This is a genomic window from uncultured Shewanella sp. (assembly GCF_947495455.1).
Lineage (GTDB): Bacteria > Pseudomonadota > Gammaproteobacteria > Enterobacterales > Shewanellaceae > Shewanella.
Genome location: NZ_CANLZC010000004.1, coordinates 19,979 through 38,300 on the forward strand (window position 1 = coordinate 19,979; position 18,322 = coordinate 38,300).

Below are 18,322 nucleotides of genomic sequence, written 5' to 3' on the forward strand. Positions count from 1 at the left end.
ATTAGAATCAATCTTTATTTGAGTTGTGTGCTAACAACCAATGCTCCCTCAACTTAACAAAATAGTTATCCAGTTCCTCAACATCGATATTGACCGTATTTAAGGGGGCATCAATAAACACATGGGACTCAATCTTCATCATCTCGCCAGCTTCGGTTAGAATGTTGTCACCTACCTGAATATGCTCAGCTGCGAGCCAACGCCAATCGTTAAATCGGGGCGAATAAGTTAATAATGGGTGCTCATAAGTCACTTCAAGTGAATTGTTAATTAAGTAATAATTGTCATAGCTATTGAGCATGACATGTTTAACAATAGCCGTTGATAACAGGCTGCCATCAAGATTTATTGAGCTTGCCAAGCGCCAAGATTCATCATTACGGCCCGTTGCTAATACAGGATGAGAAAAGGCGCGAATAGCATCACCCACTTTCAGAGTTTCCATCGCGGTTTCTTGACCGTTTGCGAGCAAGACTTTAGTGCCTAATGCAAAACAACCACCTCCACCACCTCCGCCACCAGAACCACCGCCAGTGCCGCCAGAGTTTGTCGGTAATACAGATATGAGATAATCAACAAAATCAGATATTTTCATCACTCTTAAAGCCAAAGAGCCATATGCTCTAAACATTAAATTTCCGGCTTCTAGCGTTGAATGATTAAATGTTTCAGTATTTCGAGAAAAATCTTGATATTCACTAGTTAACTTTCTAAGCGCTGAATCACCAGAACTGTTACGGATCATAATCGTACTTGGAGTTGCTCCCGAAGTAGGTGTTAAACCGCCTAATTTATAGCTATCCTGCGCCCTTGCTGTTTTTTCTAAATATTTATTTTTAAGTGAAATATTATTTTCATAAAGAGCCTTTGCGTATACATTGCCATTGATTGATCGTAATACAACGGTATTAGCGCCGTGATCAGATGATAATCCGTATCCTAAAAATTTGGAGGTGTCAGAGGCTCTCGCTGTTTTCCCTAAATATTTGTTTGTAAGTGAAACGTTATTTTCATAAAGAGTCTTTGCGTATATATTGCCATTGATTGATCGTAATACAACGGTATTAGCGCTATGATCAGATGATAATCCGTATCCTAAAAATTTGGAGGTGTCAGAGGCTCTCGCTGTTTTCCCAAGGTATTTGCCTGCTAGTGATACACCATCTTCATAAAATGAATGTGCTAATACATTCCCACTGCCATTTCTCAAAACAGCAGTATTAGCTGTTGATGAAGAGGATAACCCATAGCCCAGAAATTTTGAGGTGTCGGAGGCTCTCGCTGTCTTCGCAAGATATCGACTAGAAAGTATCTCGCCTTTTTCATAAACATTACCATTTGTCCATAAATGCAAGCCGATAGCACTTTTTGGAGTACCATTTTCACACCACACCATTTGATGGCCCCCAGCCATAGTGCCGCCAGTAAGATTATTAGTGTGCTTATAAGCTAAACCATAAAGGCTGCCAAAGTTAGCCCCATCGCTTGCAACTCTGTACCTTTCCCCCATTGACCAAATATTTTGAGTTTTAGTGCTGTCATAAACCCCGTACATTCCACCTTCTCTCGCCGACGCAACGAGTCGACCACTGAAAACCTGATTGCCGCTTGTGGATGGAATAAGCCCTGCTTTGGCCTCTGCGACCACTTGCGCTTTAGTTTTATTTTCTAACTTACTCGCGTTTGCCGCCGTGCCCGATGTAGTGAGCAAGCCAGACCGTGCTTCGGCCACTAATTGAGCGCGGGTTTTATTATCAAGCTTATTTGAGTTCGCCGCCGTTCCCGATGTTGTAAGTAACCCCGACCGCGCTTCACTAACCACTTGCGCCTTGGCTTTGCCCTCTAACTTACTCGCGTTTGCTGCGGTGCCTGACAACGATACCGCGCCCACTTGGCTAGCCGTTGGCGGCTTGCTGGTATCAAACAAACGTTGCCAATCTGTCCACACATCATTGTATAAACCGCACACATAAGTCTCACCGCTATCATATTCTTTATATGTGTACACAACGCCCTGTGATGTTGCTTTAGTCACTTCTAACGAACCCGCACGGGTGATAGGATACCCACGCTCAAATTTTGCCGCCGCTGATGCCGTTTGATAATAAAATCCAGGTGCCAGCGGTGGAGATTTAATATTAATATCAGCTAAATAAATGGGACTCGTGATAGTGCCCTTCATGATGCTTGGCACATCGTTATTTAACACATATTGAGAATGCGGATTAGCGTGGCTTAAATGCGCGGCAAAGTCGTCACTGCGTAAAAATTCACTGTCACTGACTTGCCATGGCAGTGTTGATAAGGTGACATTTAATTCACCCGCCACGCTCACGCCGCGCCAGACGATACTTTTCACGCTATAATTGCCCGTGACCGCACCAACGGTTTTTGTCTTGGTTTGCGAACTGGTATGAACAATGGCAATCAAGACCTCATCACCATTGGTTTTAGTGGCCATGACGCCATAAGCATTATAGGTAAAGTCACCCACGCTATAATCCAAAACTGTACTCATGATCACTGCATTGCCGTTGAGCTTAGAGACTCGCTCAATCGGGTGAGACGCAACAATATGGCTAGCATCAATTGTGCTATCAGGATCAATCGGTAAATCAGGGTCTAACTCTGGAATGTAGGCAAACACAAAGTGCGTGATATTTTGCACTTCATCCCCTGCAAATACGGCATTTTTATAATCAATACCTGAGTTTGTAATCACTAATTGGCTCATCCAATGACCTCTTTTTCAAATTCAATCAATGCAAAACGCTCGTCGCTATTGGCTGTAGCCACTCCACTTAAAAAATAGCGGCGACAAGTGCGGCCATAGCTGGCAATAATGGCGTTAATTAATTCCTCGCGCTCAGCAAATTGGCTTTCTAGCATCAGGATTTCAATTTGATCCCAATCGAAACCTTCGACTCGTTCGTTAATATCAATAATATCGAGCCCTAAGCGAGCAAAAATGGCCTTCATGCCTGCTGGGCTGCCTGCATCTTTAGCATTGGCAAAGGCATGGATCACTCTTTTACCATAGATTTCTATTGATTCATTTTCTAAACGTGTGATCCCCCGCTCCCACGCGAGCAAGTCTAAAATTTGAATATCACTGTCTTCAGAGTGTTGCTGAGTCAACCACCAATACAAATAGCTTTCAATATTCCGCCAAAATAGTTCTATGACTTTTGCCAACGCGTTCACATCGTTAGACTGTAGCCAGATAGGTAATTGCGAGGCTAATGGATTCATGCAAATGTCACCTTGTCTGGCAATGGGAGTGACAAGGATGGCGTGATATTATTATTCGCAAATTTAATGCTTTTTATTTCAGAAAATTCATTATGTAATTCAGCTTCTAATTGACTGAAACTGAATAATTCATCTGGCTTACAGCGAGTGGGTTGGTAATCATTGTTTTGCCTAAACGCTGCGCGAATAAATTGCTCTATATCACTGCGTTTATCTTGAGTATTAATGTGTTGCAATAAACTCACTTCAATATCTATGCTTAAAAGTGGTACAGCAAAAACCTTTAAATCATCACCGTCGCCATGATTCCCCGCTGCAATATAATCATTAATACGATCTAATAATGCTTGGCTAACTTGGCCCACATCTAAATACAAATACACATCAACGGAGCCCGGTCCACGTGGGGCGGTTTTATCAAAAACGATATTGTCAGCACTAATACCGGTATACGTTGCAATCATAGTGCGATATAAGGAATCGACGTGATAATTGCCTAAAGTAGCGAATGCATCACGAAACCTAAGTTGATAGTTTTCATTGGTTTCAACATCTTGACCCGCTGTAATAAGCCAGTCGTCATTATTGGTAATGCTCACACCTTCGATCGGTTCGTCTAAATACACATAATAACCCCGACTCAAGTTATAATTTTTACCTGAATATTCTGCCTCCGCCACCACTTGTACTTGGCTTTCATTGACTGGAAATTCAGTATCAAATAAAGTGATTAATGTATAAACAATTCCATTAATAGGCATTGAATGAATGCGAGTTCCCGCCGCGATGACAAGGGAACTTGTGGTATCAGCTCGGTTAAAGGTAATATGTCCTTGGGCTTTTACATCGGTTAAACGGGGTAAATTACGCGCATCGCCGTGTAAATCTAGCCATTCATCTTTTGCTAGTCTGGCAAAAGAGTTCGGCATAATTTGCGTTGCTAAGGTATTAATCAAATCTAACGCAGGCTCTGTTACCATGGCTTTTTGTAAACGCCAAAACGGGCTCATAGGCGATTTGTTATTAATCACAAAATCACTACTTTCTAAAATAGATTCCAGCTTGGCTTGTATCCCATCACTATCAGTTGGAATGCCCGCTTGCTGCATAATGCGTTTAAAATCGACTTCGTTCATAAGGAACCCGCTTGCGTATTAATATGGTATTGCCTGGTATCTGCATGTATTGATAACGTATGGTCACTGTTATAAAACAACTCGATGGTGCCAGGGATTAATCGATCATCTTTTTCAACTTCAAGTTCAAGTTCAGTTAAAATGGGGGCAATCGCATTGTTGTTACGCAGCTTAATTAAACGCGTTAACATGCCGGATTCAATAATGCGGTGTTTAATGTCTTGAGCGATGACTTGCGCTTCAGTTAACTGACTTGGCTCAAACACACTATTAAAATCTAAATCGCCATCGAGAATATTTAAGTCAATGTGGATCATCCCGCCAACTCCATCATGTACTCAGCGGTTTGCTCTGGGCTATCCGATTGCAAAGTGAGATTATCGATATACACACGTTTACTGTTATCTGTGGAATTTTGATTATTGGTATTATTACTGCTCGACAGTGATTGCAAATAGGATGAACGTTCAACACGGCGATCAACATTTTCATTGATTGTTTTAGCTGAGCTATTTGCATTATCAATTTTCTGATTAACCTCTTGCACACTCGCTAAGCCTTGGGGGGTAAACTGCGCTGCATTTTGGTTAACTTGGGCAATACGCTCGTTAATGCTGATCACATTTGAAGTATTACCCGATGCAATTTGTTGTGTCCGATGATTGATATTGCTAATACGATTAGTAATGTCGTGCACATTTGAAGACTCACCCGATGCGACTTGTTGCGCCCCTTGATTAGCATTGGTAATACGATTAGTAATGTCATGAACACTCGCAAGGTTTCCCGACACGATATCATTAGCACTTAAGGCGTTATTTGATGTTAAGTCTTGGGGTTGAGTGAGTGCTTGCTGAGTAGTGTTCACGCTTTTAGTGACGTTAGCATCAAGTTTTATATCATCACCCATGCCAAAGAAATCACTTACGGCACTACTGGCCCAGCTTATTAACTCAATTAAGTGAGTAACAACTTGAATGAGCGCTGCAATAGGGTTGAAAAATGCAAAAATATTACCTAATACTTGACCGAACAGCGCCCCTCCTTGCACAGCACTCGCAAGTGCTTCTTCACTGGCATTAACTGGACTTAATAAGCTGGCAAACCAAGAAAATAATTCACCGACCTTGCTAGCCACCCAAGAGAATAGCTCACCAACAGATGATAACGCGCTGCCCAAGGCACTAAAAATAGCAATAACAGGGGCAAAACCTTGCTTAAACCCATCCCAAAACCCCGATATAAAAGCTGATATCGGCTGCCAATAATGAGAAATCACCCCCGCGAATGCAATAACGGCCATTGCAAGCCAAGTAATAGGATTAGACAATAACGCATATGTAAAGGCCCACGCACTAGCCGTTGCTGAAATAAACATCGCTTTAAGTGCAGCTAACACCCCCCCGCTCCAGATGACCTGATATTGCCAATGAAGTAAGGCTCGACGGCCCCAGTTAATGGCCATAGTGGCTTTATTCATCACAATGGCATAGGCTTGAGTGACACCACTTAGGCCAACCAAACCGTAACGTGATAACCCCGAAATAATATTAAATGCCCCCATGGCCAGCATTGCACCTACAATAGCTAACGATAAAGTCACCGCTACTCCTGTAAGCATAGGGAATTGCTCACTGAGGAGCCGAGCACCGTTTAGCATCATCGCCAATACATCCACCACGGGTTCTATGATGGGCAACACAGCTTGACCTAATGTAGTCGCAAGGGCATTAAATCCGCCGCTTAAACGCTCCCATGCAGATGTTTGCGCATCGGCCATATCAATGGCCGTTTGCATACCTGTTTGTTGATTTAACTCATGAATATTATTCTTTAATTGATCAACTTGCGGCAATAGCAATTTAATTAATGCTGTAGCTTCATCACTGCCAAAGGCTTTTTTAAGGGCGTCCGATTTAGCCACAGTATCTATATTGCCAAACTTTTGCGTTAAGCGATCTAACACTTGCGGCATAGGTAAGAGCTTGCCTGTGGTATCAGTAAGTTGTATACCTAATGCTTTTTGAGCATTACCCACCCCCGATAAAAAGGCTTTATATTTAGTGCCTGCTTCACTGCCCGACATGGTAGCTTGCAGCTGCCCGAGTACCGCCATGGATTCAGCCATTTTAATACCATGACTTTGCGCATCCGCACCAAGGCTAGCAAAAGCGCCTGACATCTCAGTACCATTGGTTTTAAACATGCGAACAGCACTGGCAGTTTGACCGGCTAATTGCTCAACCCAGTCACTTTTTCCCATTGCCCTGGCATTTTCTTGATAAATGCCATACATTGTTCCAAGATAATTAGTAGCAGTACTGGCACTTGCTTTGGTGCCTTTAGCCATCACAGCCGAAGCATTAGTAAACGCGCTTAACTCTTTGCCTGTTAGTCCTGCAATGGATGATTGAATATCATAAGATGCGCTAATGACATCTGCAGCATTACCACCATATTTAGCGGTAAAGTTAATAGCGGTATTATTAAGTTGTTGTAATGATGAGTCCGCCACACCCAATGATGCCACCTCACCTAACGCCTGATTAGCGGCAATGGCTGGATTAAGGGAGCCAACCAGCATCATGGCACCGCCTGCGGCACCCACAAAACCTTGCATCATAGTTTGTTGAGCGCTGGCGGTTCGCTGACTCAATTGATTAATACGATTCATGATCTGATTAACAGGGCCCGTGGCTCTATCAACAACACCGATTGTGTACATGAGTCGTTCTAATCGACTTAATCCACTCATCATTAATCCTCACCTGATAATGCTCGACAAATGCCGTTATTCACGGCGAGAGTTTGTTGGTTTTGATAATCGTTTTCTAAAAATAATGCGGTGGCTAAGCTGTCTTCGGTAATATCATGATGGGGAAGCCACTTAGCCTGATAAGCAAGCAATTGATCTACTCTGCTCCGAGCGATATCTCTTGCTCGCTGCTCGATTTTTTTACTGTGATATTAAACTCAGGCTGATACTCTTCGACAACCGATGCCACTAAATGCATAGATGCACCAGGTAAGGTTAAAAACTCTTTCAAGCTTTTTCGGTGTTCTTCTTTCACCACTGACAGTAAAAAATTAGTGGCTGGCTGCACTTTATTCTGATGGTTATTGGTATTGATATACTTGTTGTACGACGTGATATCCACATCAAAACTAAATTCATTGTCGTCAACTTCTAATGTAATGGTTTGCTCTAACGCCATAATGGTTCTCTCTGTATTAATGAATAAAATAGGTTTTAAGCGACTTCTTTTATTTGAAGATCTACTTGTTCAAGTAAGGTGTAACTAAAATGAGGGCCATATGTTTGGGCAGATTCTCGGCACAGAGTCATAAACTCATCAAAGTCATTTGGATTAGCGAAGACCTGACAACCCGCGCTCCATTTATCCACCCTTTTTGACTCATGCTGTGCACTGGCTCGATGACAATTAATGCCAAAATAGCCGATTTGTAATTGAGCGTTATCGGTACTGGTATCAAGCACACTATTCTTATTGTTATCACGTAAAACAGTCATAGGACCACGTTGCACTAATGCAGCATACTGCCCTCTGTGATACCCCAAACGCCAACAACTTTTGTACTGCATAGGTACAAGCACGGCTGTACCATCAACGTGACAAGGGCGTTTTCTAAAATAAAGCCCCGCATCTGTAGTCGCTTTATATTGCTTTAATTGCCACTTACTTTTTTGTTGATACAAAACACAAATCATGTCATTAAAAGTATTGGCGCGATAATCACTACTGCGAACACCAATGATGTTAAGGTTTAATTCACCTTTAAACACACAATGTTGTTTACGCTTCATCACGCTTAAAAGTACATCAATTGAAATGGGGGGTATTTTTGCCATTAGAGATCCCTGACTTCATCTTCAGTTAAATACGGAATGCCGTTTATTTTGACAAAATCAGAGCTGGTCACAAGCCCTTTTATGGTTGTGACATCTTCTTCGCCCCCTTCCGCCTTAAAGCTCAACACATCATCAAGCTGAGGTAATACGCCAAAGGCCTCGACATTCTTTTTACCCGCATCCACTTCGGCTAGAAAACTAATATCGAACGGCTCTATGCCTTTCCAGCTCCCAGCCGACGCTGCTTGCTCTTGCACTAACAAAAAATTTTCGTGATCTAGCTTTATGGTCACTTCAGCATCGACTGGACCATCAACAAAACCTTTAGTAATTCCGCGCACTTTTTTCGCTTTACGACCATCGGTTATTTTTACGGACGCTTCGATAACATGAACCATTTTGTCACCGATGAAACAATCAAAATCTTTACCACCTAGCGCTTTTACTGTCATGATTAACTCCTATTCGCTGCGGTCTAACATGATGCCAACCAATATTTCAGATGGACTATCGACGGGCTGTACTTTTAAAATGACACGCAGCTGGCGTTCATTCATAAAGGTTAAACTCACGGCATCATCTTTCGGTGGACGAATATCACCAGGAAATTTATCTGCACCAATATTGATAGGCTTTGACATATCACGCAGCGGCTTACCCAGTACTCGCTTACCAAAGGCGATCCCCGATGGTGAATTATTCAAACGACGGTTTTTAATTTGGTGAATGGCTTTGATCCGCACTTCCCGCGCAGCTTTATCGACAATACGGCCAATCTCAATGGTCTGAAAATCGCCGCCTTCGGCATCAAGCAATTGCACATCACCAAAGTAAGTGCCATCGAATCCAGGATAATATTGAGTACAACTAAAACGCTGTGCATCCAGTGCCGCTAATGTGGCATTAGTCAATGGCGCACCGTTTTTATCGAGGGGTGCAGGTGATAACGACATGGCCCCCGTTAATACACGCATGGGACTATCGGCTATAGTGACACTGCGTTTACATAAACGCCCTGCCACGGCGCCTAACTCGTCTCCGTGTATTTGAGGGATAAGCGCAACATTTACAGCCACAACACCATCACTAATCGGTGTCAATGAGGCATTATATTCAGACCATGTTTGAGTCAAACTATCAATGCCTGGCACCGCAATGAGTAACCGTAAATAACGCGCATGCTTTGATAGCATTTCGAGTGCTGCCCCTTGGTAGGCTTCCACCTCTGCTTTACCCGTCACAGGTAAGCAAATGGCTATCATTTCAGGATAAATATTCTCATCCATAGCCTTGTTAATGGCATCAAACACATTATCACTTTCATTAATGGCCAGTGCATAACCCGAAACAAGATCGTCGCCATTGCGCACCCATGCTTTAAGCTGAGTTTTTAGATCGGAGTCAGCTTCACCGAATTGTGCATCAAAATCAGACTGCGCATTAATAGGCTCAATTTGCTCACTGACTGTGGCTGCAACACCAACAAACAACATGGTGCGCTCAACCTCTTTTGTTGCGCCGCTGCCCGTATTGAGCGCGGCGACACTAACCTTACCTTGTGCCATGATGTCCCCTTTTATTAATGGCGTGTCGCCTGATCAAACATGTAATTCTTTAACTGCTTATATTCATTTTGGTTTTGACCTAAAAATGAACGGGCGGGTAACTGAATATCCCATTGCTGCGGCCCCTTCTCTTGCTCTCTTAATATTCGCAAGATCAAGCCTGCTTGGCCTAATGTTAGATTTTCTTTAATCCACTTTAAGCTGGGCGTTATCCAGCCTTTACCAGGCTTACTTCGAATTTTATAGCCTTCTTTTATCAATGCCTTAGCCTGTTTCTGAGTTGCTGGCCCTTGATAATTTGGTTGGCCTTTCGGCGGTGTTTGCGTTAGCTTTTCACCATCTTGATGGGCTCTCGCCACCTTAGCGATTCTTGAACTGGCAAAGGTAACATCGGCTTGGTTCTCATTGGTATGAACTTGCAAATGCTTGCCCAGCTTTTTCAGCATTCTGTCTTTACGGCCATTGCTACGCTCTTCCCATGCTTGACCATATAGCCCTTTTTGCGCTTTTAATCTGTCTCTACTGTCACGGCGCACCTTACGACCAGCTCCCCGTAAAATTTGACGGCGTTTTCTCCCTGGTAATGTGAGTAAGTTAAGCGTCTTTACTGACTCAGTATTAATGTCGATGTTAAGCATCAACTATCCCCCTTAACCTGAGTTTCTAAAACTTGAGACTCTAATAAAAACGCTTCAGCAATCCACATTGATTGTTCACCAAAGTCATAATGTTTATCACCGAACAAAAAAGGCCCATCCGTTTGCTCAATCAACTCAATATCTTCTTGAAAATTTTCGATAGTAATTTCAATATCACTCGTATTGTCATCATTTAGGTCAGCACTAAACCCAATAATTTCAGCGTCGTATTTACCCGCATTTTGTTGCAGCCAAAAACTGATATAAGTACAAATAAGTGCCGCAGGCGCCGCGCAGGGATTAATGCTTATCACTCCCGCATAGGTAAAGCGTGCAGCCAGTAAACCTGTGCCATTAATGCGCTTACTGGCTGGCTTAATAGCCCCGCCTTCAATCCATGAGTCAAATTGATTGGCATGAGCTAACTTATGGCCTTTGTAATTCGCATCAATTAAATAACGAGTTAACTCAGTTAATTTGCTCATAGTAACGACACCGATAGATAACCAGATTCGGCCATTAAATATTGCATCGCGCTTTTACATTCGATACGCCAAAATTGCTCGTTATCAACCGCTTGTACTTGCTGCGCCGCCCCTTTGTCCCTATGACTTTCACCTAATCGGCTAACTAATAATGTGGCTTTAGCTAGGCTATACACGGCTTTTTTATAAAATAGCGATAGAGTTTCACCATAGGGCAAGTCTTTTAATCTGCTCACACTGTGCCAGTGCAACTCGGCGAACGCGCTTAACTCACGATTAATTTGGTGCATGGCTAATGTCAGTTGATTAATCGATGCCTGCTGATATTCAGGTGATACACCATAATCACTGATTAACTCCGCCGTTGAGAGATCAGGATAAAAGCCATTATTAGTAATGCTGTTATCTTCTACCTCTACCTTGGGCATACCTGATAAATCCATTATTTCTGTCCCAATGCAATTAACGTTAAAGGGGGTGGGCGCCACTCAGTTAACAGACCTTTGTCTATATGCAAAGCACTGTTACTGAGTTGCCCACGGCGCTGGAGACGGTTAAATATTGATTTCTACACCAATGTGTTTAGCGAGCTCTCTGGCCGTCTTTTTCACGCCTGCACCGTCATTTAACAATGTCGCATGCTGGTAGTGATTCAGTGCGCGGCCATAATTATGTTGCTGCTGCTCTAACTTTCCAGCCACCGCAAATAACTTACCTGACACAATGGGATTTAATGACCAAGCTTGCTCATTAAAAAAGCGCGTTAATGTGGAAACATGCTCAGTAATATTGAATAAATCTTCTGGCGATATTTCATCTGTCTTCGAAAGCTTATCGACCGCAACATCATAAATTTGGTCAATAACAAACTCACCCCAATGGGTTGTTTTAAAACGAGTGGGTAACTTTTGCCCCTGTGAAATCAGCAAAGGTAAAAACGTAAAGGCTTCTGTATAGCGCTGTAAATCAATCAACCAGATAAACACCCAAGCTAGAATAATGTTGGGATGATTGGCACCACTTTGCAGATAATGTTCACAATACGCTAAATACCCGTTTTGCTTGATGGCATCACGTTTATACTCGGCTTTATCTTCCAACGTATTAAAGGTTTTTAGCTGGGCTAAATCCGCATCAATCGCAGCCTTCATTATTTCAAATTGAGCTTGCTCCACACCGATAGGTTGCTCTGTTCTGTTTGATGCAACATTATCTTTTTCAGAAAGTAAATTAACGAATTTAACACCACTGCTTGCGTTAGCTTCTAATGATTGCTTTTGTAAACGAGCCGCTTTTGCCGCTTGGGCTTTTTTAACTAAACTCATTTGATTTCCTTATTCCCAAGAATCGGCTTTAGCGTTGTATAGCTGCACACTATTGGATTCAATAAATTGAATTTTTTCGAGGTCTTCAACGTAATAACAATCATTGCGTGACTGATAATCTTCGACCCGCTTTTTCTTAGTATTGTTTTCAGTGCTAATGCGAGTCGAACCACTTTGAATGTAATGACTGAGATTATCGAATGAGGTCACCATGATGCCTCGCGGCGGAAAGAAGGACACTTGATAAGCTTTTAAGCTGCCGTATGTTCCGATGACTTGCTCAATTTCAATCTTGGTTTTTTCAGTCGGCTTTTCAGCTTGTGCGGCATAAAGCTTGCTTTTATCATCAGCAAGTAAATCGCTACCAACGATGGCCACTAAGCCAATTCGCTTTTCTAGCGGTATGCCTTGAACAAGATCATGCACAGCTTGATCTAAATTTTGGTAATCAGCATCAGCATGTACGCCAATTTTTACACTGCCACCATTGCTAATCGCGTTTTCTGGTGCATCGCGGCGCACCAGTTCAAACCAACCGATATTGACATCTTGTAACATAGGATTGGTGCTTTTATTGGTTTTATTGGCAGCCGAGGTACCATGAAAACCAATTTTAATAATATCCAGCGCAATAGCTTGCTTAACATGATTTCGATAGCGAGTGTGAAAATCGGGGAATTTTGCCCATTGATCCATTTTGACCCACGCCATATGCACATCACACTCAACGGGATAGCAACGGTATTCACGATTATCTAATGCTGAAACATCCGTTGTTTGTCGCTCAGCATTGTCATCTGTTTCAACACCAGCTCGACCAGTCACGCCGCCATCAACCCTCATGATCACCGATGCACCGACAAGATCATCAACAAGCGCGGTGTTAATTCTTGTTAAAAACTCGGCGCTTTCATAAACAGCATCATACAATTTTTGTTCCGTCGAGGGTTCAACATTGAATTGCTCACTCACACTTTTCACACCATAACTTGCTGCTAACGCTATGGTGATCTTATTAAATTTTTCTGCCGTTTTTGTTTTCATCTTTATCCCGTTATTCTGTTAATGCCTATACCTACACACTCGACCAAATATTCAAGATGGAATTAAAGCAAATCACCTAATTCAGCTTCATCACCTAAGTGCTCTTCTTCACCGGGCGTAGTACTAAACTTGGGGGTTTTTAACGCTTTTTGTAATTGCGTGCTTAATGCAATAACTGAGCTATTAATTTTATCGAATGCGGCTTGCTGTTCTTTTGAGAAAATCGCGGTTTCAGGTGGCGTGGAGTCATCGTCTTCGCCTTTGTCATCTGCACCACCCTCTGTACCACTGGCTTTAAGTGCGGTTAGAGCCTGAGTATTTGCTGTTATCGCATCATTCATTTTTTGCAGCGGTTCGCTCAATGCTTCAGTTAATGCACTGGCAAAGTCTTCTTTTTTCATTTCTGTTTCTTCCTTTTTGAAATTAAACAGCCCTTTAAATAGGCTTCTTTTAGGTGACGGCTCTTGGCTTTGCTCTTGAGTTAACTCAACTTTAAATGACTCAATACATGGAGAGGTTTTATTAAATTTCGCGCGTTGGGTGTAAGTACTGGCGGGATAATCGGTGACCGCTAAACCTGTTAAATAAGTGGTGCCTGATTCGATAAAGTCGCGGTCAATTTCAATACTAAAATACACGGCTTGATCAGCTTGGTTTAACGTAACAAAAGACGCATTAGGTGCAAGCACGGCATATAAGACTTTCACGCCTTCATCATTAACACCTTGGCTGACTTCAAGCACATCACCTAACATGCCACCGTTTAATTCAACGTTATAAAGAAACTTCGCTCCCCAACCTGACCACTCCCCTTCATGATCAATATTGATACGTGCGCCGTATTTTTTGTAATTGTAGGTTTCGACAATATCATCAATATCTTTGTCAGTAATTTCGCGGCCATCGACTGTCATTCCGACTGCGGCAATGGCTAGTGGTATTGTGCGTAATTGTCCTGGCATAGAGTTTGTTCCTAAACGTGTTGCATGCTAATTTTAAAGATGTCTTCACCTTGTTAGATTTCTAGTTTGCACCCGTTTTTTCATCTCTTCCAACTGTTTAACTTTTTGAAATTCCTATTTTTACCTTTTAGGAATAGACAGGATGAGCACATAAAGAATTCACGCTTTTAGCCCTATAAACTGCCAGTATTGACTCAATCATTGGCAGCCTATGAAGCTCAGATACAGCCCTGAAATTGTAAAAACCGCACGGCAACATTATGTGTATGGCGGACTGACATTTGATGAAATCGCCGCATTAGATGACATGCCCTGTGCGCGGACATTAAGACGCTGGGCCATTGATGAAAACTGGACAGAGCTATGCCCAGTCATTGATGTAGAAACCTCTTATAGCCGACGTCTTTGCTTATTAGTAGAAAAAGACAATAAAAGTGATGCTGACTATAAAGAGATAAACTTTTTAACAAAGCAATTAGCAACGCTCACTCAAGCAAAACAAGCTCCAGTCAAAACTCGACAAGATAAACACAAGGAACAAGGCGAGAATCAGCCAGCTAAAAAGCGTAAGAAACGTGTTAAAAATGATTGCAGTAAAATAACCAAAGACATGTTGGATGAGCTTAAAAATAGCCTACTTTATCCACATCAATTGTTTTGGTTTGATAATCAGAATCACCGCACCCGTTTTATATTAAAGCCTCGTCAAATTGGTGCGACTTTCTATTTTGCCTTTGAAGCATTTTATGATGCGGTAGTAAACGGTAAGAATAAAATCTTTATTTCAGCCTCACGAGATCAGGCTGAGATTTTTAAAGCTAATATTATTTCCCTTTGTAAAGAGCACTTTGATATTGATTTATCAGGCTCACCTTTGGTACTTAGCCTACCGAACGGTAAAAGTGCCAGTTTATATTTTAAATCCACCAATGCTCGAACCGCACAATCAGCATCAGGCGACTTATATGTCGATGAGGTTTTTTGGATCCCTAAATTTAAAGAGCTACGCGGCTTAGCCCAAGCCATGGCAACCCATGCAGAATATAAAGTCACTTACTTTTCTACACCATCGGTAAAAAGCCACGAAGCTTATGACTATTGGTCTGGCAAGTGGTTTAAAAAGACCATGGCCTGTAACGACCCTAATTTTGAAATTGATGTTGAACATAAAACATTAAAAAATGGCTTGCTGTGTGACGATGGAATATGGCGACAGTTGTTAACCGTTGTCGATGTGGTCAAATCAGGCTTTGATAAAATTAACATTGAGCTGCTTAAAAATGAATACTCCAGGGATGAATATAACAATTTATTCATGGGTAAATTCATTGATGATGCCCATTCCGCCTTTAACTTAAAAGCCTTATTAGCCTGTGTTGGTGATAAAGAAAAGTGGAAAGATTTTAACCCCGAATGGGAACGCCCGTTTGCCATGAACCCTGTGCTGATAGGCTTTGATCCTGCTCGCACAATCGATAAAGCCACCGTTGTTGTACTGAGTTGCCCACTTAAAAATACCGATAAATTTAGATTATTAGAAACCTTAGATTTAACCGGTAACGATTTTGAAGCCATGGCAGAGTCCATAAAAGCGCTCACATTTAAATACAATGTGCAGCATATTGGCGTTGATACCACGGGGATCGGCTATGGCGTGTTTGAATTAATTCAAAAATTCTACCCTATGGCTATGCCACTTCATTACAACCCTATGGTTAAAAATAAGCTCGTTATTAAAGCCGTGAACGTGATTAATAATAAACGCTTTGAATTTGATGAAAACGCACCAACAGTCGCAGCTAGTTTTCTAAATATTAGAAAAAAAGTTGTTGGCGATCAGATTAGTTATGCCACCAACCGCACCGCATCCACAGGCCATGCCGATATTGCATGGGCCATTATGCACGCCATGATTTATGAGCCTTTGTCTGGCGATAGCATGAGTTCACAAACAAGTATAGGAATTGCCGCTTAATGACTCCAAGAATGACCGTTCGCGCGGGTGATACCCCAAATTACCGAAACAGTATGATTGATTTTGCTTTAGGTGATCCTGAGCCTTGCTTAGATAATCGAATGACCGAATATGTGGGCATTTGGGCTGATATGGATGGCATTTATGAACCACCCATCAGTTTAAATGGTTTAATCAATTTACTCAGTGTGAATGCTCAACACGGGCCCATTTTATATTTTAAAGCCAACATGATTGCCAAGTGGTTTAAGCCTAACTCACTGCTTAACTATCGTGCATTTAAACGTGTTGCATTTGATTTTGCTTGGTCAGCAAATGCATATTTGCAAGTGATCACCAATCCATTTAATCAAGTCATTCAATTAAAGCACTTACCCGCCGTCACCATGCGTTATACAACACAATCAGGGGTGTATGCACAACTTCAAAAAAATGGTAACAAAGTGTTTTTTAATCCAGGTGAAATTATTCATATAAAAGAATATCACCCCAAGCAAGGTATATATGGGGTTCCACAGTATTACGGTGGTATTCAATCTGCTTTATTAAATGAAGACGCAACACTATTTCGCCGACGCTATTTTAAAAATGGCTCACATATGGGATTTGTGTTTTCAATGGCAGATCCTTTTATTACCCACGATGATGAAAAAAAACTGAGAGATGCAATATTACAAAGCCGCGGCGTGGGTAACTTTAGATCACTCTTTTTAAATAATCGCTCCCCAAAGGGAGATGCCGAAAAGACCGTAAAAATCACCCCCGTAGGTGATATCGCCACCAAAGATGAATTTGAGCGTATTAAAAAAATCACCACAAATGACATGCTTTCCATGCATCGTGCTCAAGAAGCATTATCGGGACAATCATCAGGTGACAGCCCAGGCTTTGGTGATTTAGATAAAATCACTCGAGCCTATTATAACAATGAAGTCGTTCCGCTTCAGAACGACATGCGCACCATCAATGACTACCTACCAAGACAACAACACATTGAATTTTTTGAGCCTGAATATTCAGACTTCAACAAGGAAAACGCATGAACTGGGGCGAATTTATTGAGTTAATAGAACGTTGGTCTCAACTTTGTGGTGTGGCCACCTTAGCCGCTGCGGTACAAATGTATATCAGCAAAAGAAAATTTACATTTACACATTATTTTATGTCAGTACTTATGGCCATCTTTGCAGCTTACCTTGCCGATAGTTTTTGCACTTACTTAATGTTAGCCGACAGCTTGAAAACAGGTGTTATAGGCGTATCTGCTTACTGTGCCCCACACATGATGGACGGCCTTGATACTTTTGGTAAGTACATTGCTAAACACCCATCTAAACTCATTTCTCTATTTTTCAGGGGAAAATAATGGGCATATTCACATCAATACTCAATTTTTTTACTAACCCGATTGCCGATCTAGCGGGGAGCTATCGTGAACGAAAGCGACTTGCGGCAGAGTCAGCAAAAATGCTTGTTGATGCCGAGATAAAATTAAAGATTTCTAAACTTGAAGCTAAGGCCAGACGATTTGAGCAAACTGCCAATAATGATGCTGATTACGATATGCAGGTATTAAAAAACCGCAATGAAAGCCTAATGGATAATTTTATTATCATTATTTTTTCAGCTCTACTGATAGCTCATTTCATATCAACACTACAACCCTATATTGCTAAGGGGTGGTTAGCTATGGGATACAGAGGGGCGCCTTGGTGGTTTGAATTTATTATCGTCGGCATAGCAGTCAGTACGCTCGGCTTAATGGGGCTCTTTAGAATCTTTTGGCGACAAAAGACAAGCAATAAAAAGCAGATAAAAAGTTCTACGCAATCTTAACAGTACAATACTAAACACCACTTTAAATACACCTTTAGAGTGGTGTAAAATAAGATAAAAGCACCTTTTCATAAATCATCGCAAAAGCCTCCTGCTCTAGATCCTTTTTTGTCTTTAAATGTCAAAAACATGACATTCAGATCATTTAACTAGATCGCTCGGATCCAACAAACATCAAGATATCACTCATTATCAATGTCAAAACCAATGTCAAAAACACACATTTTTGTTAC

Annotated in this window: 20 protein-coding genes; 4 read left to right on the forward strand and 16 right to left on the reverse strand. The window is 41.7% G+C overall.

The annotated features are described in order from the left end of the window. Nucleotides 1–7 precede the first annotated feature (7 nt). The 16 genes from Q0791_RS02195 to Q0791_RS02270 form a co-directional block, all read right to left on the reverse strand. On the reverse strand, nt 8–2,734 hold the full coding sequence (locus Q0791_RS02195) for a phage tail protein (RefSeq protein ID WP_299002304.1): 2,727 nt from the start codon (nt 2,732–2,734) through the stop codon (nt 8–10). Further along, entirely contained in the window at nt 2,731–3,252 is a 522-nt protein-coding gene (locus Q0791_RS02200; RefSeq protein WP_299002305.1) for a phage tail protein, read from the reverse strand. Before Q0791_RS02200 ends, Q0791_RS02195 begins: the two co-directional genes overlap by 4 nt. Beyond that, on the reverse strand, nt 3,249–4,388 hold the full coding sequence (locus Q0791_RS02205) for a baseplate J/gp47 family protein (protein ID WP_299002307.1): 1,140 nt from the start codon (nt 4,386–4,388) through the stop codon (nt 3,249–3,251). Before Q0791_RS02205 ends, Q0791_RS02200 begins: the two co-directional genes overlap by 4 nt. Continuing rightward, complete coding sequence (locus Q0791_RS02210; RefSeq protein WP_299002308.1) at nt 4,385–4,705, reverse strand: DUF2590 family protein; 321 nt, start codon at nt 4,703–4,705, stop codon at nt 4,385–4,387. Before Q0791_RS02210 ends, Q0791_RS02205 begins: the two co-directional genes overlap by 4 nt. Then, nucleotides 4,702–7,146 (reverse strand): phage tail tape measure protein, encoded by a 2,445-nt coding sequence (locus Q0791_RS02215; RefSeq protein ID WP_299002309.1) that lies wholly within the window; start codon nt 7,144–7,146, stop codon nt 4,702–4,704. The genes Q0791_RS02210 and Q0791_RS02215 overlap by 4 nt, the downstream gene beginning before the upstream one ends. Then, nucleotides 7,146–7,295, reverse strand: coding sequence for a hypothetical protein (locus tag Q0791_RS02220; RefSeq protein ID WP_299002311.1), 150 nt, complete (start codon nt 7,293–7,295; stop codon nt 7,146–7,148). The genes Q0791_RS02215 and Q0791_RS02220 overlap by 1 nt, the downstream gene beginning before the upstream one ends. Nucleotides 7,296–7,300: 5 nt before the next feature. Next, complete coding sequence (locus Q0791_RS02225; RefSeq protein WP_299002312.1) at nt 7,301–7,603, reverse strand: putative phage tail assembly chaperone; 303 nt, start codon at nt 7,601–7,603, stop codon at nt 7,301–7,303. A 35-nt stretch (nt 7,604–7,638) separates the two neighbouring features. Further along, nucleotides 7,639–8,259, reverse strand: coding sequence for a hypothetical protein (locus Q0791_RS02230; RefSeq protein ID WP_299002314.1), 621 nt, complete (start codon nt 8,257–8,259; stop codon nt 7,639–7,641). Then, nucleotides 8,259–8,711 (reverse strand): phage protein, encoded by a 453-nt coding sequence (locus tag Q0791_RS02235; protein ID WP_299002315.1) that lies wholly within the window; start codon nt 8,709–8,711, stop codon nt 8,259–8,261. The genes Q0791_RS02230 and Q0791_RS02235 overlap by 1 nt, the downstream gene beginning before the upstream one ends. Nucleotides 8,712–8,720: 9 nt before the next feature. Continuing rightward, on the reverse strand, nt 8,721–9,824 hold the full coding sequence (locus Q0791_RS02240; protein WP_299002317.1) for a DUF2586 domain-containing protein: 1,104 nt from the start codon (nt 9,822–9,824) through the stop codon (nt 8,721–8,723). Nucleotides 9,825–9,838: 14 nt separating this feature from the next. Then, nucleotides 9,839–10,462: a phage virion morphogenesis protein gene (locus tag Q0791_RS02245; RefSeq protein ID WP_299002319.1), complete on the reverse strand. Its 624-nt coding sequence runs from the start codon at nt 10,460–10,462 to the stop codon at nt 9,839–9,841. Then, complete coding sequence (locus Q0791_RS02250; protein ID WP_299002321.1) at nt 10,462–10,947, reverse strand: phage tail protein; 486 nt, start codon at nt 10,945–10,947, stop codon at nt 10,462–10,464. Before Q0791_RS02250 ends, Q0791_RS02245 begins: the two co-directional genes overlap by 1 nt. Next, nucleotides 10,944–11,390, reverse strand: coding sequence for a head completion/stabilization protein (locus Q0791_RS02255; protein WP_299002323.1), 447 nt, complete (start codon nt 11,388–11,390; stop codon nt 10,944–10,946). The genes Q0791_RS02250 and Q0791_RS02255 overlap by 4 nt, the downstream gene beginning before the upstream one ends. A gap of 111 nt (nt 11,391–11,501) precedes the next feature. After that, entirely contained in the window at nt 11,502–12,272 is a 771-nt protein-coding gene (gpM, locus tag Q0791_RS02260; protein WP_299002325.1) for a phage terminase small subunit, read from the reverse strand. 9 nt (nt 12,273–12,281) lie between these two features. After that, a complete protein-coding gene (locus Q0791_RS02265) occupies nt 12,282–13,316 on the reverse strand; it encodes a phage major capsid protein, P2 family (RefSeq protein WP_299002327.1) in 1,035 nt (344 codons plus the stop codon). A 62-nt stretch (nt 13,317–13,378) separates the two neighbouring features. Then, nucleotides 13,379–14,278, reverse strand: a complete 900-nt coding sequence (locus tag Q0791_RS02270; protein ID WP_299002329.1) for a GPO family capsid scaffolding protein — start codon at nt 14,276–14,278, stop codon at nt 13,379–13,381. Between the two features lie 211 nt (nt 14,279–14,489). On the opposite strand from Q0791_RS02270, the gene Q0791_RS02275 reads away from it, so the two are divergent. From Q0791_RS02275 to Q0791_RS02290, 4 genes are read left to right on the forward strand one after another with little or no spacing between them, the layout of a single operon-like run. Beyond that, on the forward strand, nt 14,490–16,253 hold the full coding sequence (locus Q0791_RS02275) for a terminase family protein (RefSeq protein WP_299002331.1): 1,764 nt from the start codon (nt 14,490–14,492) through the stop codon (nt 16,251–16,253). After that, nucleotides 16,253–17,296, forward strand: a complete 1,044-nt coding sequence (locus tag Q0791_RS02280; protein ID WP_299002332.1) for a phage portal protein — start codon at nt 16,253–16,255, stop codon at nt 17,294–17,296. The genes Q0791_RS02275 and Q0791_RS02280 overlap by 1 nt, the downstream gene beginning before the upstream one ends. Next, nucleotides 17,293–17,619, forward strand: coding sequence for a phage holin family protein (locus Q0791_RS02285; RefSeq protein ID WP_299002334.1), 327 nt, complete (start codon nt 17,293–17,295; stop codon nt 17,617–17,619). The genes Q0791_RS02280 and Q0791_RS02285 overlap by 4 nt, the downstream gene beginning before the upstream one ends. Next, nucleotides 17,619–18,089 carry a hypothetical protein gene (locus Q0791_RS02290; protein WP_299002336.1) on the forward strand — a complete coding sequence of 157 codons (471 nt, stop codon included), beginning with the start codon at nt 17,619–17,621 and terminating at the stop codon, nt 18,087–18,089. The genes Q0791_RS02285 and Q0791_RS02290 overlap by 1 nt, the downstream gene beginning before the upstream one ends. Nucleotides 18,090–18,322 lie beyond the last annotated feature (233 nt).

Excerpts from the sequence above, each read along its gene's own strand:
- Q0791_RS02230 (WP_299002314.1), bottom strand. The coding sequence starts at position 8,259 with ATGGCAAAAATACCCCCCATTTCAATTGATGTACTTTTAAGCGTGATG.
- Q0791_RS02285 (WP_299002334.1), top strand. The coding sequence starts at position 17,293 with ATGAACTGGGGCGAATTTATTGAGTTAATAGAACGTTGGTCTCAACTT.
- Q0791_RS02215 (WP_299002309.1), bottom strand. The coding sequence starts at position 7,146 with ATGATGAGTGGATTAAGTCGATTAGAACGACTCATGTACACAATCGGT.
- Q0791_RS02290 (WP_299002336.1), top strand. The coding sequence starts at position 17,619 with ATGGGCATATTCACATCAATACTCAATTTTTTTACTAACCCGATTGCC.
- Q0791_RS02195 (WP_299002304.1), bottom strand. The coding sequence starts at position 2,734 with ATGAGCCAATTAGTGATTACAAACTCAGGTATTGATTATAAAAATGCC.
- Q0791_RS02280 (WP_299002332.1), top strand. The coding sequence starts at position 16,253 with ATGACTCCAAGAATGACCGTTCGCGCGGGTGATACCCCAAATTACCGA.
- Q0791_RS02250 (WP_299002321.1), bottom strand. The coding sequence starts at position 10,947 with ATGAGCAAATTAACTGAGTTAACTCGTTATTTAATTGATGCGAATTAC.
- Q0791_RS02245 (WP_299002319.1), bottom strand. The coding sequence starts at position 10,462 with ATGCTTAACATCGACATTAATACTGAGTCAGTAAAGACGCTTAACTTA.
- Q0791_RS02265 (WP_299002327.1), bottom strand. The coding sequence starts at position 13,316 with ATGAAAACAAAAACGGCAGAAAAATTTAATAAGATCACCATAGCGTTA.
- Q0791_RS02240 (WP_299002317.1), bottom strand. The coding sequence starts at position 9,824 with ATGGCACAAGGTAAGGTTAGTGTCGCCGCGCTCAATACGGGCAGCGGC.
- Q0791_RS02200 (WP_299002305.1), bottom strand. The coding sequence starts at position 3,252 with ATGAATCCATTAGCCTCGCAATTACCTATCTGGCTACAGTCTAACGAT.
- Q0791_RS02210 (WP_299002308.1), bottom strand. The coding sequence starts at position 4,705 with ATGATCCACATTGACTTAAATATTCTCGATGGCGATTTAGATTTTAAT.
- Q0791_RS02205 (WP_299002307.1), bottom strand. The coding sequence starts at position 4,388 with ATGAACGAAGTCGATTTTAAACGCATTATGCAGCAAGCGGGCATTCCA.
- Q0791_RS02225 (WP_299002312.1), bottom strand. The coding sequence starts at position 7,603 with ATGGCGTTAGAGCAAACCATTACATTAGAAGTTGACGACAATGAATTT.
- Q0791_RS02235 (WP_299002315.1), bottom strand. The coding sequence starts at position 8,711 with ATGACAGTAAAAGCGCTAGGTGGTAAAGATTTTGATTGTTTCATCGGT.
- gpM (WP_299002325.1), bottom strand. The coding sequence starts at position 12,272 with ATGAGTTTAGTTAAAAAAGCCCAAGCGGCAAAAGCGGCTCGTTTACAA.
- Q0791_RS02270 (WP_299002329.1), bottom strand. The coding sequence starts at position 14,278 with ATGCCAGGACAATTACGCACAATACCACTAGCCATTGCCGCAGTCGGA.
- Q0791_RS02255 (WP_299002323.1), bottom strand. The coding sequence starts at position 11,390 with ATGGATTTATCAGGTATGCCCAAGGTAGAGGTAGAAGATAACAGCATT.
- Q0791_RS02275 (WP_299002331.1), top strand. The coding sequence starts at position 14,490 with ATGAAGCTCAGATACAGCCCTGAAATTGTAAAAACCGCACGGCAACAT.